General features: G+C 65.4%; 15 protein-coding genes and 1 pseudogene. 7 read left to right on the forward strand and 9 right to left on the reverse strand.

Annotated elements, in window-relative coordinates:
• The 5 genes and pseudogenes from RSA25_RS04470 to RSA25_RS04490 all read right to left on the reverse strand — a co-directional run.
• The coding region (locus RSA25_RS04470) for an efflux RND transporter permease subunit (RefSeq protein ID WP_332807708.1) at nucleotides 1–940 on the reverse strand (940 nt) is incomplete at its 3' end.
• A gap of 8 nt (nucleotides 941–948) precedes the next feature.
• Nucleotides 949–1755, reverse strand: a pseudogene (locus tag RSA25_RS04475) (efflux RND transporter periplasmic adaptor subunit); the annotation flags it as partial.
• 137 nt (nucleotides 1756–1892) lie between these two features.
• Complete coding sequence (locus RSA25_RS04480) at nucleotides 1893–3116, reverse strand: TolC family protein (RefSeq protein WP_223276982.1); 1224 nt, start codon at nucleotides 3114–3116, stop codon at nucleotides 1893–1895.
• 108 nt (nucleotides 3117–3224) lie between these two features.
• Nucleotides 3225–3377 (reverse strand): hypothetical protein, encoded by a 153-nt coding sequence (locus RSA25_RS04485; RefSeq protein WP_162838286.1) that lies wholly within the window; start codon nucleotides 3375–3377, stop codon nucleotides 3225–3227.
• The gene (locus RSA25_RS04490) at nucleotides 3374–3991 is read right to left on the reverse strand and encodes a cation diffusion facilitator family transporter (protein WP_049397646.1); all 618 of its coding nucleotides are present in this window, start codon (nucleotides 3989–3991) and stop codon (nucleotides 3374–3376) included. Before RSA25_RS04490 ends, RSA25_RS04485 begins: the two co-directional genes overlap by 4 nt.
• Nucleotides 3992–4095: 104 nt before the next feature.
• Between RSA25_RS04490 and RSA25_RS04495 the strand changes: the two genes are divergently transcribed.
• Nucleotides 4096–4530: a helix-turn-helix domain-containing protein gene (locus tag RSA25_RS04495; protein ID WP_049397645.1), complete on the forward strand. Its 435-nt coding sequence runs from the start codon at nucleotides 4096–4098 to the stop codon at nucleotides 4528–4530.
• Between the two features lie 66 nt (nucleotides 4531–4596).
• On the opposite strand, the gene RSA25_RS04500 is transcribed toward RSA25_RS04495, so the two are convergent.
• Nucleotides 4597–5157 carry a cyclin-dependent kinase inhibitor 3 family protein gene (locus RSA25_RS04500; protein ID WP_332807709.1) on the reverse strand — a complete coding sequence of 187 codons (561 nt, stop codon included), beginning with the start codon at nucleotides 5155–5157 and terminating at the stop codon, nucleotides 4597–4599.
• A gap of 288 nt (nucleotides 5158–5445) precedes the next feature.
• Here RSA25_RS04500 and RSA25_RS04505 point away from each other — a divergent pair, with 288 nt between their 5' ends.
• The 6 genes from RSA25_RS04505 to RSA25_RS04530 all read left to right on the forward strand — a co-directional run bounded on the left by RSA25_RS04505 (nucleotide 5446) and on the right by RSA25_RS04530 (nucleotide 11554).
• Nucleotides 5446–6405 carry an NIF family HAD-type phosphatase gene (locus RSA25_RS04505; protein WP_223276915.1) on the forward strand — a complete coding sequence of 320 codons (960 nt, stop codon included), beginning with the start codon at nucleotides 5446–5448 and terminating at the stop codon, nucleotides 6403–6405.
• 502 nt (nucleotides 6406–6907) lie between these two features.
• Entirely contained in the window at nucleotides 6908–7438 is a 531-nt protein-coding gene (locus tag RSA25_RS04510) for a hypothetical protein (protein ID WP_332807710.1), read from the forward strand.
• A 167-nt stretch (nucleotides 7439–7605) separates the two neighbouring features.
• Nucleotides 7606–8508 carry a TIM barrel protein gene (locus tag RSA25_RS04515; protein ID WP_332807711.1) on the forward strand — a complete coding sequence of 301 codons (903 nt, stop codon included), beginning with the start codon at nucleotides 7606–7608 and terminating at the stop codon, nucleotides 8506–8508.
• A 27-nt stretch (nucleotides 8509–8535) separates the two neighbouring features.
• Nucleotides 8536–10221 (forward strand): GMC family oxidoreductase, encoded by a 1686-nt coding sequence (locus RSA25_RS04520; RefSeq protein ID WP_332807712.1) that lies wholly within the window; start codon nucleotides 8536–8538, stop codon nucleotides 10219–10221.
• Entirely contained in the window at nucleotides 10221–10796 is a 576-nt protein-coding gene (locus tag RSA25_RS04525; protein WP_332807713.1) for a gluconate 2-dehydrogenase subunit 3 family protein, read from the forward strand. Before RSA25_RS04520 ends, RSA25_RS04525 begins: the two co-directional genes overlap by 1 nt.
• Complete coding sequence (locus RSA25_RS04530; RefSeq protein ID WP_332807714.1) at nucleotides 10781–11554, forward strand: DUF1080 domain-containing protein; 774 nt, start codon at nucleotides 10781–10783, stop codon at nucleotides 11552–11554. The genes RSA25_RS04525 and RSA25_RS04530 overlap by 16 nt, the downstream gene beginning before the upstream one ends.
• A 10-nt stretch (nucleotides 11555–11564) precedes the next feature.
• Here the strand turns inward: RSA25_RS04530 and RSA25_RS04535 are convergent, their stop codons facing one another.
• Genes RSA25_RS04535 through RSA25_RS04545 form a run of 3 tightly spaced genes read right to left on the reverse strand, consistent with a single transcriptional unit; the run spans nucleotide 11565 to nucleotide 13912 of the window.
• A complete protein-coding gene (locus RSA25_RS04535) occupies nucleotides 11565–11861 on the reverse strand; it encodes a cytochrome c (RefSeq protein WP_332807746.1) in 297 nt (98 codons plus the stop codon).
• Between the two features lie 40 nt (nucleotides 11862–11901).
• The gene (locus tag RSA25_RS04540; protein WP_332807715.1) at nucleotides 11902–12768 is read right to left on the reverse strand and encodes a sugar phosphate isomerase/epimerase; all 867 of its coding nucleotides are present in this window, start codon (nucleotides 12766–12768) and stop codon (nucleotides 11902–11904) included.
• A 19-nt stretch (nucleotides 12769–12787) separates the two neighbouring features.
• Complete coding sequence (locus RSA25_RS04545; protein WP_332807716.1) at nucleotides 12788–13912, reverse strand: Gfo/Idh/MocA family oxidoreductase; 1125 nt, start codon at nucleotides 13910–13912, stop codon at nucleotides 12788–12790.

The following is a 13912-nucleotide window of genomic DNA, read 5'->3' on the forward strand; positions in this document are numbered from 1 at the left end:
CCAGCTTGGCCGCGGCTGCCTGGGAGACTTCCCGGCTGTTTGCGCCGAACAGCATGAAGGCGGTACCGACCACGACCTCATGGCCATTCTGGGTCGCCGCACCCGTGCGCAGCTCCTTGCCTTCGCCTACGCTAGCGACGTCGCGGACGCGAATGGGCACGCCATCGCGCCGGTCCAGCACGATGTTCCCAATCGCGTCCAGATTGGCCAGCTGGCCGGGCACGCGGACCAGAAATTGCTGGCCGTTGCGCTCGATGTAGCCGGCACCGATGTTCTGGTTATTGCGCATGACCGCTGCGACCACATCGTTCAGCGTAAAGCCCAGTGCCACTAACTGGGCCGGATCCGGGGTGATGTGGATCTGCCGCTCAAAGCCACCGATTGTGTTGACCTCGGTCACTCCAGGCGTGGTGCGCAGCTGCGGCCGGATCACCCAGTCCTGCAGGGTGCGCAGGTCCGTGGCGGTATACGGGGTGCCGTCGGGCTTGCGGGCGTTGGGCTCAGCCTCCACGGTGTACATGAAGATCTCGCCCAGGCCGGTAGAGATGGGACCCATCTCTGGGTCCAACCCTTCGGGCAGCTGAGATGCGATCTGCTGTAGCCTTTCGGCGACCTGCTGGCGGGCAAAGTACAGGTCGGTGCCGTCTTTGAAGACGACAGTGACCTGGGAGAGTCCGTAGCGCGACAGCGAGCGGCTGTAGTCCAGCTTTGGTAGCCCGGCCATGGCCGTTTCAATGGCGAAGGTCACTCGCTGCTCGGCCTCCAGCGGCGAGTAACCCGGGGCCTGGGTGTTGATCTGGACCTGGACGTTGGTGATGTCGGGCGTGGCGTCAATGGACAGGTGACGGTAGCTCCACACGCCCAGTGCGACTAGCGCAGCGGTGAGCACCAGCGTCAGCCAGCGGTGGCGGATGGACAGACCAATGAGGCGTTCGAGCATGGCGGGCCTCATTCCTCTTCCACGGTGGATTTTTCGATGTCGGCCTTGATCAGGAAGCTTTGGGCCACCACCACTCGTTCACCCGCCTTGAGCCCTTCCAGCACTTCGGCGCGTTCGGCGTCGCGGCGCCCCAGCTTGATCGGCCGGGTGTGGTACGTCTCGCCCTGCTGCACGTAGACAACGTCCTGGTCCTGTGCGGTCTGCAGGGCGGTGATCGGAACCACCAGCGACGCCGATTGGCGATCCACGGTGACCCGCGCCTTGACCGCTGAACCCGGCCGCCACAGCCCATCGGTATTAGCCACGGTGGCGCGGGCGATGGTGCTTTGGCTGGCAGTGGCGGTGCCGGGCAGGACGCGCTCCAATGTGGTCTGCGCCGTGACGCCATCGCTCAAGCGGGTGACCGTCACCGGCACGCCGGCACTGATGTGCTGGGCGTCGGCGCCGAAGATGTGCAGGTCCACCCACAGCGTGGACAGGTCGGCGACCTCGAACAGCGGGGCGCCCTCAGGCGCCGACATGCCCACGGTGGCCGTACGCGCCATGACCACGCCATTGATCGGCGCGGTGATGGTGTAGGTGGTCAGGCTGAGGTTGCTCTCCACTGTCGCGAGCACCTGGCCGGTGCGTACCTGGTCACCCACGCCCACTCGCACGGAACGGACCGGTCCGGGGAAGCGTGCAGTGACCTGCGCGATGCGCCCATCGATTGGGGTCAACAGCCCTTGCACCTCATGCTCATCGGCAATCTCACCGGGTCCAGCCGGCGCGACCTGGATACCCGCCGCCTGCGCAGCTTTGGCCGCGATCTCGGTTTCCAGCGGCGCTTCCTCGTGCTCGCCGTGCTCTTCGCCCTCAGCGGCGTGGCCTCCTTCAGATGCTTCGTTGGGGGTCGACGCGTTGCAGGCCGCCAGCATCAGGGCCATGCCCAGTGCGGTCCAGGAAAAGCGATTCATGGGGTCTCTCCAGTGGAAGCGGCAGCCGGCGGCGTGACAAGCGCCTGGCCGGTCAGTCGTTGAATTTCGATCAGGGCGCGCTGCGCATCCAAGGCGACGTCCAGCTGTTGCTGGGCCATGGCGGCGCGTTCGGACTGCAACTGTGCCCATTCCAGGTAACTGATCGCCCCAGCACGATAGGCACGCTCAGCGGCCTGCTCGGCTCGGGCCAGCTTCGGCAACACGTCGCCGTGCAGGCGCGCCACCTCGGCCTGTGCCACGGTGTAGCGGCCATGGGCTTCGACCAGCGTGGAGTACAGCGACAGGCCCTTGGCCTCGCGCTCGATCGTCAGGACCTGCAGCTCGGCTTCGCCGGCGCGAATCTCTGGCTGTGCGCGGCTGCGGCTACCCAGCGGCATGGATAAGCTGGCGACCAGCGCGGTGTCATCGGTCTCCTGTAGTCGGCGCACTCCGAGCTGCCAGGACAGGTCCGGTGAGGCCGCTGAACGCGCCAGCTGCAGTCGTGCCTGCGCGATCCGGCGGGCGTCGGCAAACTGCGCCAATTCCGGAGTCCGTTCCAACTCATCGGCCAGCGTCTGCATGGAGGCGATCTTCGGCAGGGCCATCGGATCGGCCGGGGCCACCTCGAAGCTGGGAGTACGTTCGCCCCACAAAGCGGCCAGATGCTGACGAGCAGCGAGTCGCTGTTGCTCGGCCCGATCACGCGTCAGCTCGGCCCGCGCAAGCGCTGCCTGCGCGGTGAGCAGGACCGACTCGGGTGAAGCGCCGGCCTGCAGGCGCTGCCTGGCGGCGGCCACGGTTCGCTGGCGTTGGCCAACATCGATGTCCGCTAGGCTTCGTTGCCGGTCGGCACCAACGACAGCCAAATAGCGCTGCGCCGTCTCGGCTAGCAAGTCCAGGCGCCCGGTCTCGCGCTGCACGGCCAGCGCATCAATCCGGCTTTGTGCCAAGGTACGGCGGGCGTCGAGCTTGCCGCCGCGCTCCAGCACCGAACTCAGGCTCAAGGTCAACTCGGCGCTGTCCAAGCCACCGGCCGCGCCGGTGCCCAGCGCGTTTTCGACCTCGGCACCGAGCGTCCAGGGTGGGCGCTGCACCGCCTTATCTCGCTCGGCAACGAGGACAGTGGCTCGCGCATCGACCAGACGCAGCTCGGGATGGGTTTGGGCTACGCGTGCAAAGGCATCGTCCAAGGTCATCAACTCGACCGCCGCCGCAGGCATCGCTGCTGCGCCCGTTAACAGCAACGCGGCCAAGGCCGCCCATCGCACAGACATGGAAGTACTCCGAAGGTTCTCGAGATCACAGGGATCGGCCTGCGCCCACATGCGTCACCCGGAAATTGGCGGTCGAAAGGGCGCGTGCAGATGCTCATACGCATCTGCACGCGTTTCGGCCTCGATTTCAGGCAAATACCGGCCGACAGCCAATTGCGCCAGCAGCAACCAGCGCAGGGAAAATCCCAGCTGGCCGCCCGCGGTCATGCAGGGGTCTTGCGCGCGTCGGCGCGTGCCCGGCGCGCGTCGCCCAATATTTCAAAGGCTTCCTTCATCACGTAGAGGCCGATAAGGGCACCGATTACGAAATCCGGATATGGACTGGCCAGCCACCACACCAGTAGGCCAGCCAGGATCACGCCCACGTTGGCTACCACATCGGCTCGGGTGAAAAGCCACGTCGCCCGCAGATGTACTTCGCCAGACTTCAGTGGCGCCAGCATGCGAAGGACCGCGAGATTGACCACTAGCGACAATAGAGCCGTACCGATCATCCACCCGCTTACCGGTTCAGCCCCGTGGAGTACGCGGCGACCGACCTCGACCAGCACGCCAACGCCCAGAATCAGCAGCACGCTACCGCTGACCCAAGCAGCGTTGGCCTTGAAGCGCGCCGTCCGACCAATAGCGACCAACCCAATGGCGTAGGCCGTGGCGTCGGAGAGCATGTCCAGTGCGTCGGCAAGCAAGCCGGTGGAATGGGCGATCCAGCCGGCAATGCCGCCAATCACCGCCATTGCAGCGTTCAGGGCCAGAGCGATCCACAGCACGCGCCGTTCCTGCGCGTTCTTTGCCTCGTGGTGGCAGCCGCAATCACTCATCGGATCTTCTCCATCGCAGGGGAGCCGGGCCGGCGCGGTCCGCTGGCATGGCAGGGCCCACGAGGGTAAAGTCCGTAGCTACTACGGAGTCAAGCCTACTACGAATGAAAATTAGTGACGCCGCCACCGCCAGCGGGTGCCATCTGGAGACGATCCGCTACTACGAGCGTATCGGCTTGCTCCCGAGGCCGGGACGATCAGGCAATGGTTACCGGGTCTACGGATTGGCGGACATTGAGCGCCTGCGCTTCATTGCCCGCGGTCGGGATTTGGGCTTCAGCCTGGAAGAGGTCCGTAGCCTGCTGCAGCTGGCCGGAGACGAGGGCCTGTCGTGCGTGGATGTGGATCGTCTGGCCCGCAGCCACTTGTCCGACATTCGCGCCCGGATGGCAGACTTGCAACGTATGGCCAACGAACTGGAACGGGTAATCGCCAGTTGTCACGGCGGACAGCGAGCTGAGTGCACCATCCTGTCGACGCTGCGCCAGCCGACTTCCGAGGACTCCCCACGCAAGGAATCGAGCAAGAGCGCTACCTAGGCACCCGCGGTCCAAAACCTATGACTTCTGCAGTCCGGCCGGTCGACGGTGTCAGTTGCCTGTAGCCTAGCTGCCCGAACCTGGACTCCAGGCGCGTATGAAGTCCTCCTGCTCATGCGTCTCGATCGCACCCGGCCTGACCTGACGAACCATGCTCATGGCCTGCTCACCAGTGGCAGCCGTGCCTGTTTCTAACAGCAACAAGCACGCTACGGTGCCAGCTCGTCCTAGCCCGCCCTTACAATGCACAACTGCGCGGCTTCCGCGCAACAACTCATTACTGAGTGCTGGGCCCAACTCGCGCCATGCCTCCGAGAAGGAACTGTTAGGCGCTGCGCCGTCTACGATTGGAAGTCCGTACCACTTGATTCCCTGCGCCATCGCCCGCTCTGGCAGCGCGGCAATCCTAAGCTCATCGAACTCCCATGGCTCAATCAGGGAGATCAGGTACCCCGCGCCCCACTGGCGAATCGCGCAAAGGTCCACGTCAATGTCACGACTCCATGGCCCCGTCATCGCGGCCTTTTGAAACTTCCCTGGCGCGAAAGTTACACCTACTGCGCCGCCACTGACTCCGACAGCGATCGTGGCGATATGCAGAGGATGTGTGTGACTAGTTCTGAACATTGTCGATCCCTCATCGCGGCAACTAAGAGAGCCGCGGCGCAGCGGCGACCACCCATGGCTTCTATGCCGATCCTTGAGCTAAACATTCCAGCCGACCTAGTGGTGCCGCCCTGCCGAGCAGCACAGCAAAGGTGATCCTTTTGTCAGTTGCAGGCAACAAGTACCAGTAGGCTCACGCTACATGCGTACCAGTAGGCTCACGCTGCATGTGTACCAGTAGGCTCACGTGTTGGACAGCGAGAGTGTCCAGGAGCAAGGTGTACACACGCTCCTCGCTAGAGACAACACATGAAGCCGAGCATTCTGGCATTGGACCTCGAAGGGACACTCATTTCCAATGCGATAAGCCAGATTCCAAGACCCGGCCTCTGTCGGTTCTTGGAGGACGTCCGATCGCACTTCAGTCAGCTCATGATGTTTACGACTGTGCCGGAAGAGCGCTTTCGCAGCATTGCCGATTTGTTGGTTCGTGAAGGAAGCGCGCCTCCGTGGTTCGCGAGCCTTGAATACATCCATTGGACGGGCAGCACGAAGGATCTACGGCTAGCCACACCAAAATTAGGCGCGGCCTTGCTGCTTGATGATCATCGCCCCTATGTACACCCAGGACAGGAGCATCTGTGGGTTCAGATACCTCTGTTTGCGTCTCCCTACCCATCAGAGGACGAGGGATTAGCGATCGCGCTTCGACTCCTGCTCGATCGCATCCACGCAACGGGCAATTTCACTGAAGCATCTCTCCAAGAACAGCTAAAGCCACAGGCAGAAGCAACGGGCGCACCACGGCGTTCCGACGCCTGCTCATCGGCCCAGAAGATCCTGTCCGACGCCGCCGTCAGGCGAGATGAACTTGCCGCACAGTGGCATAGCGCCGCCGAAGTCAGTTCACAGCTCGGCCCGTCATTGACCAGTGGTAGCGGCCTAGCCGGTCAGCTGCGCAGAGCCGGCCAGCTACTCGGGGTCTATGTAACGAAGCCTGTGCCCGGCTATCGCTACCCAGACTGGCAGTTTGGTGAAAACGGCGAGCCCGTTGAATATTTGGCAGAAATCCTGTCAGCACTGCGTGCAATCGGTCATTTCGAGATCGAGCCGTACGGGCAACTTCACAGCACCGGATGGCGTGAGGCAGAGTGGTTTCTCTCACCGCACGCTCTGCTCAACGGCATGCCACCTGCCGAAGCCCTCAGCTCTGAACCGGCTCGCGTGCTGCGGGCGGCCCGTACCGAGTTCGGGCAAGGAGAGTCATAGCGTCCCCCTCTGAAGTGTTGAGAAAAATATAGGATTGAGGTCAGTGGGCACTCTTTCTCACCCAAATTTTCCATTTGGTAGAATAAATGGTGCTATCCATGGTGAATGAGTTCCTAGAAAGGCAGTGTTTTAGAGAGATGCCGAGTAATGAGGTATGCACAACATGTGTGCACAACCCTTCTAAGCAGACACCGGGCAGCGTGCCCTGGTCGATATGCAGGAGGAGCCCCAGCGATGGGGCTCTTTTTTTTGGTTCTTCGCCCACTTGCGGGGATTCTGTCGTCGCGGCGCACGGACCCGCCCCAGAACGGCAAGTACCTTTTTCTCTCTCGTATCGCCTGCATGCCCAGCAGACCGGCAAGGCGCCATGCCCGAGACGCATCGAGTGCGTATCATCCGCGCGACCTGCCTTCCGTTCGTCCAACCCCGTGAGTGAGGCCTGCGCTTGAAATACGTCCCCCGTTGGCACCGGTCTGCGTCCCCGCGCCATCCGAAGGTGCCGTTGTGCCGCCCGCACAAGGCGGCATGGATCGCCCTGGCGCTGGCAGGGCTGGTCATCGCAGTGGCATCGGTCGCCGCCTGGCATGTCTGGACGCTTCAACAGGGCGGGCAGCCGATGCCGCATTGGGTCCAATGGCTGCGCCGCGTCGGGCCCGGCGACTACTACGCCAGGCGCTCCGGCCTGGGCGCGATGGCCTCGGTGTACTACAGCCTGGTGGTGCTGACGTTCCCGCTGGGCATCGTGGTCGGCTACGGCTTGCTCACCTACCGTCGCGACGGACGGCTGAATGCCTGGGTGGACCAGAAGCGGAACCTCAAGGGCCTGCTGGCGTGCTGGTTCAGCATCGTCTTCTTCCCGCTGGTGGGCGTGGGATTCCTGCTCGCCGCCAGCGGCAGCAATTTCCGCAAGCTGAAAGTGGCCGACGATCCCATGGCGTTGCTGTCCAATGGATGGATGCCCTATCTGCTCACCGGCATCGTGGTCGCACTCTCTCCGTGCATCCTGCGCGGACTGCTCGCACAGCGACGCTGACCCGATCGCGCGCCTGGCCCCCTGCACCCGCGACAGATGTTGTGCCGTGCAACATGGGTTTTAGTGCACTGCGTCTTGCAAAAAAAAGAAGGCCTGCTCTATGGTGCAATCGATTGCATTGAACCGAATCGCCAGCGTTTGATACCGGTTGGGAGGCCGGAAAGTGGATGCCCATCCAGTCGATCGGCCCCGGCCAGGCCCCGCAGCTCACACGGCGCGATGCGTTGCGCATCGCGGTGGCCGGGAGCGTTGCACTGGGCGCGGCGGGGCTGCTGCCTGCCGCTACCGCCACCGCCACCGCGCCGCTCAGAGGCCACCTCAAGCAGTCCGTCGCCCGCTGGACCTTCCCGCAGCTCTCGGTCGCCCAGCTGTGCACCACGGTCAAGCACATCGGCTTTGCCGCCATCGACCTGGTCGGTCCGGAGGACTGGCCCACGCTGAAGGCCCATGGCGTGGACAGCGCCATGTGCAACGGCGCCGAACTGGGCCTCACCCGGGGCTTTGCGGGCACCCAGTTCCACGATGAACTGGTGGCGCGGTACACCCGGCACATCGACTTGGTGGCCGACGCCGGCTACCGCAACCTCATCTGCTTTTCCGGCAACCGCAGCGGCATGGATCCGCAGCAGGGCATGGCCAACGCCGAGGCCGGGCTCAAGCGCATCCTCGGCCACGCCGAGAAGCGCGGCGTGGTGCTGGTGATGGAACTGCTGAACTCCCGGGTCGACCATCCCGACTACCTGTGCGACCACTCCGCCTGGGGCGTTGAGCTGTGCCAGCGGCTCGGGTCGGACAACTTCGGGCTGCTCTACGACATCTATCACATGCAGATCATGGAGGGCGACATCATCGCCACCATTGGTCGGCACCATGCGTGCTTCAAGCACTACCACACCGCGGGCGTGCCTGGCCGGCATGAAATCGGGGACCAGCAGGAGCTCAACTATCCGGCCATCTGTCGCGCGATCCGCGACACAGGTTTTGACGGGTATCTGGCGCAGGAGTTCATGCCTGCCGCGCCCGATCCCGTCGGCTCGCTGCGCGAGGCAATCGGCCTCTGCGACGTCTGAAACGATATCCACCCAGGTGAAAAACCCATGGCAGACAATCATTACGACGCCATCGTCGTTGGCTCGGGAATCAGTGGCGGTTGGGCAGCGAAGGAGCTGACCGAAAAAGGCCTCAAGGTGTTGATGCTGGAGCGCGGCCGCAACATCGAGCACGTCAAGGACTACGTCAACGCGATGAAGGAGGCGTGGGACTTCCCCCACCGCAACCGCCCCACCCAGGCGATGAAGGCGGCGTTCCCGGTGTTGATGCGCGACTATGCGCTGGCCGAGAACCTGGAAGGCATGTGGGCCGACGAACAGGACTCGCCCTACATCGAGACCCAGCGCTTCGACTGGTTCCGCGGCTACCACGTGGGCGGGCGATCGCTGATGTGGGGCCGGCAGAGCTACCGCTTCTCCGACCTGGATTTCGAGGCCAACCTCAAGGACGGCATCGCCACCGACTGGCCGATCCGCTATGCCGACATCGCGCCGTGGTATGACCACGTGGAAAAATTCGCCGGTATCGCCGGCACGCGCGAAGGGCTGGATGTACTGCCCGATGGCGAGTTCCTGCCGCCGATCCCGCTGAACATCGTCGAGAAGGATGTGGCCGCGCGGATCAAGAAGGCGTTTGGCGGCACGCGCCACATGATCCACTCGCGCACCGCCAACATCACCCAACCGATGCCCGGGCAGGGGCGCGTCAACTGCCAGTATCGCAACAAGTGCATCCTCGGCTGTCCGTTCGGGGCCTATTTTTCCACCCAGGCGGCCACGCTGCCGGCGGCCATGAAGACCGGCAACCTGACCCTGCGGCCGTTCTCGATCGTCAAGGAAGTGCTCTACGACAAGGACCGCAAGCGGGCGCGCGGGGTGGAGGTGATCGACGCCGAGACCGGGCAGACCTACCAGTACACGGCCAAGGTGATCTTCCTCAACGCCTCCTCGTTCAACTCGACCTGGCTGCTGATGAACTCGGCCACCGATGTCTGGGAAGGGGGGCTGGGCGCCTCGTCCGGCGAGCTGGGGCACAACGTCATGGACCATCATTTCGGGGCCGGCGCGTCCGGCCGCGTCGAAGGCTACGACGACAAGTACTATTTCGGCCGTCGCCCATGCGGTTTCTACATTCCGCGCTTCCGCAACGTGGCCACGGACAAGCGCGGCTACCTGCGCGGGTTTGGCTACCAAGGCGGCGCCAGCCGCAACGGGTGGTCCCGCGAGATCGCCGAGATGAACATTGGTGCCGACCTGAAGGAGGCGCTGACCGTGCCGGGCGACTGGCGCATCGGCATGACCGGCTTCGGCGAGATGCTGCCGCACCACGACAACACGATCCGCCTGGACACCGGCCGCCAGGACAAATGGGGCCTGCCGGTGTTGGCGATGGATGTGTCCATGCGCGCCAACGAGAAGGCCATGCGCAAGGACATGGCCGCCGACGCCGCCGAGATGCTCGAGGCCGCCGGCGTCAAGGACGTGGAGATGCACGACAACGACTACGCGCCCGGCAAGGGCATCCATGAAATGGGCACCGCGCGGATGGGGCGTGACCGCAGGAGCTCGGTCCTGAACGCCCACAACCAGGTATGGGATGCGCCCAACGTGTATGTCACCGACGGTGCGTGCATGACCTCCAGCGCCTGCGTGAACCCGTCGCTGACCTACATGGCGCTGACCGCGCGGGCCGCCGATCATGCCGTGCGCGAACTGAAAGCGGGGAACCTGTGATGGATCGTCGCGAACTGCTGAAGATGATTGTCGCCGCCACCGGCGCGGCCATGATCGGCCTGCCCGCGCTCGCCCAGGGCCAGGCGCCTGCTGCCGCCGCGAAGACGATGTTCTCCGCCACGGAGGTGGGCACGCTGGACGAGATCGCCGAGACCATCCTGCCCCGGACCACCACGCCCGGGGCGAAGGAGGCCGCCGCCGGTGCCTTCATGGCGCAGTTCGTCACGGACTGTTACACCGCCCGGCAGCAGGCAACCTTCCGCGCGGGCCTGGCCGATATCGACAAACGGGCCGGCGGCCGGTTCGTGTCGCTCGCAGCACCGGCCCGTGCCGAGCTGCTGCGGGCACTGGATGCAGAAGCCAAGGCACGCGCGGTCGAGGTGACCGAGACCGGTACCGCCGAGGAGGGAGACGCCATGCCGCATTACTTCACGATGATCAAGCAGCTGGCCATCTTCGGTTTCTTCACCTCGAAGGTGGGGGCCACCGAAGTGCTGCGCTATGTCGCCGTGCCGGGGCGCTATGACGGCGACCTGGCGTACGTGCCCGGCACCCCCGCATGGGGGACCGGCTGATGGACCGCACCCGGAGGATCAACCCGCTGCTGATGGCCGCCGGCATGCTGGCGGCGGCACCGGTGTTCGCGCATGCGGGCAGCGACCCCGCACGCGACCCGGCGAAGACGGAAGTGTGGACGCCCGTGCCCGCCAGCGTGGCGACGCCCGAAGGCGGCGCGCCATCCGATGCGATCGTGCTGTTCGACGGCAAGGACGTGTCGGCGTGGGAGGCCGAGCAGGGCGGACGCGTGCCGTGGTCGGTCGCCGACGGTGCCCTCACGGTGGTGCCGGGCAGCAAGGGCATCCGCACCCGGCAATCGTTCTGCGACATCCAGTTGCATGTCGAGTGGCGGACGCCCGTGGTGACGGCCGGCTTCGAAGGCCAGGACCGGGGCAACAGCGGCATCTTCCTGCAGGAACGGTATGAGCTGCAGGTGCTCGACAGTGACAACAACCCCACCTATGCCAACGGCCAGGCGGGGTCGATCTACAAGCAGGCGATGCCGTTGGTGAATGCCTCGCGCGCACCGGGGCAGTGGCAGGCCTACGACATCGTCTGGAAGGCACCGCGCTTTGCGAAGGGCGGCGGGCTGATCTCGCCCGCGCGCATCACGGTGCTGCACAACGGCGTGCTGGTGCAGGACGACACCGTGCTGGCGGGCAAGACCGAATACATCGGTGCGCCGTCGTACGCACCGCATGGGTGCGCACCGCTCTACCTGCAGGAGCACGATGCCAAGGTGAGCTACCGCAACATCTGGGTGCGCGAGCTATGACGCCAGGCGCCTACTTGGCCAGGTAGCTGGCCAGGTCGGCGATTTCCTGCTGCGACAGCTGGGAGAAGGGGGGCATCAAGCCGCCGCCCTTGCTGATCTTGTCCTTGATCTGCGCCGGTTGCAGCCGCTTGCCGACGTCGGTAAGCGCGGGGAACGTCGGCGGCACGCCGGCCCGGGTTGCGCCATGGCACGCCACGCAGTGCGTGGTATAGAGCTGCGCGCCCGCGGCGGGGTCGTCCTTGGACCAGGCCGGCGATGCATACGTGGCGCCCGACAGCAGCGCGGTCACGGCGACGAGCGACTTCAAGCGGGGGTTCAGACAGCGATTCAAGCGGGGCTCCTTCGCACTAGCGTTTCGCACGGGTGGGCACGGTGGGGGGGAGGTGTTCGCGCAGATAGGTCGCGCCGGTCTGGATGACCGCGGCCGGATCGCGGGGCTGGTCGTGCTCGATGATGTACCACTGCACGCCCGCACGGGCGGCGGCCGGCAGGATGGCGTTCCAGTCCAGCACGCCCTGGCCGACGGCAGCGAAGCCGCCTTCGTCTTCAGCCTGGCCCTTGGGCGCATTGTCCTTGGCATGCACCGCGAACACGTGGCCGCCGAACCTGCCCAGCATCACCGCCGGGTCCAGGCCCGCGCGCGCCACCCAGGCCAGGTCCAGCTCGGTCTGCAGGCCGGGGCCGGCGGCGTCGAACAGCAGTTCAAGGCCCGTCCTGCCGTTGAAGTCCACCAGCTCGAAGTCGTGGTTGTGGTAGGTCAGGCGCATGCCCTGGGGCCGCAGCTGTTCTGCGATCCGGCCCAGCTCCCTGCCTAGTGCGGTCCAGCCCGCGGCGGTGGTCGGCCGGTCCTTCGCGTCCAGGTAAGGCACCACCAGCGTGGTATTGCCGATCGCCCGGTTGAAGGCCACCACCGCGTCGAGGTCGTTGCGCAGATCGGCCAGCGCCGTGTGCGACGAAATGGCCTGGATCGCGTATTTGTCCAGCAGCCGCTTGAGCTCGACCGCACTGACATTCTGCGTGCCAACCGTCTCCACCGCGTGCACGCCTGCGTCGTGGACGATCTTCAACTGCTGGTCCAGCGAGCCGGCGTTGCGCAGGGTGTACATCTGCACCGCGATGGGCGGCCGTGCGCCGCCGGGATCGCCGGCGAAGGCGGGCAGGGCGGTGAGCAGCAGAAGGGCGAGGGTGGCGATGCTGCGTGTGGGTGCCTTCATCCGTACATCCTCCGGGGATTCATTCGATGGGGGTCCAGGCGCGCGACCTGGCCGATGCGATGACGCGCTCGACGATCAGTGCCGAGCGCACGCCGTCTTCGAACGTCGGCAGGCCCTGCGGCGCCTCGCTGTCGATGGCCCGATAGGTATCGGCGACAAAGGCCTCGAAGCACTGGGCATAGCCCTGCGCATGCCCCGGCGGCAACACCGACAGCCGGCGTTGTTCGGCGCTGCCGGCGCCCGGCCCGCGCACGAAGGTCTCCTCGCGCTGGTCAGGTCGGCCGATCCACAGGCGCTCGGGGTCTTCCTGGTTGAAGGCCACGCTGGCGTTGGCGCCGTCGATCTCGAACCAGAGGCGGTTGTGGCGGCCGGCCGACACCTGGCTGACGGTGAGCGACGCCAACGTGCCCGCACCGGTCCTGAACATCGCCGCGGCCACGTCCTCGCTGGAGACGGCCTGCCTGGCGCCACCGGCGGCAGGGGTGCTGAAGCTCTGTGCTCCCTGTGCGCCGCGCTCTGCGATCACCGTGGCGAACGCCGCGCTGACCTCGGTGAAGCGCTCGCCGCCGACCCATTCCACCAGGTCGCACCAGTGCGAGCCGATGTCGGCGAACACGCGCGATGCGCCGCCCAGTGCCGGGTCCACGCGCCAGTTGTTGCTGGCCGGGTCGAGCAGCCAGTCCTGCAGGTAGCTGCCGTGGATGAGGTGTAGCGGCCCCAGTTCGCCGTGCGCGATGCGTGCACGTGCCTCACGCACCACCGGGTGGTAGCGGTAGACGAAGGGGACCGTGGCCACCCGCCCGTTGGCCGCGGCCAGGGCAGCCAGGGCCTGCGCATCGTCCAGCGTGGTGGCCAGCGGCTTCTCGCAGATCACGTGCTTGCCGGCCTGCAGCGCGGCCTCGGCCATGGCCCGGTGCAGATGGTTGGGCGTGCAGACGTGCACGACCTGCACCTGTGGATCGGCGATCACCTCGTCGATGTCCCGATAGGCGCGGGGGAGATTCCACGACTGCGCCACCTCGCGTGCGCGCTGCGGCGACGAGGCGGCCACGCCGCGCACGTCGGCACCGGCAAGCAACGCCGCGCGACGGTGCACGGCACCGATCATGCCGGTGCCGACGATGGCGATTCCAAGTGGGGGCAT

The organism is Stenotrophomonas sp., from assembly GCF_036662295.1.
Classification (GTDB): domain Bacteria; phylum Pseudomonadota; class Gammaproteobacteria; order Xanthomonadales; family Xanthomonadaceae; genus Stenotrophomonas.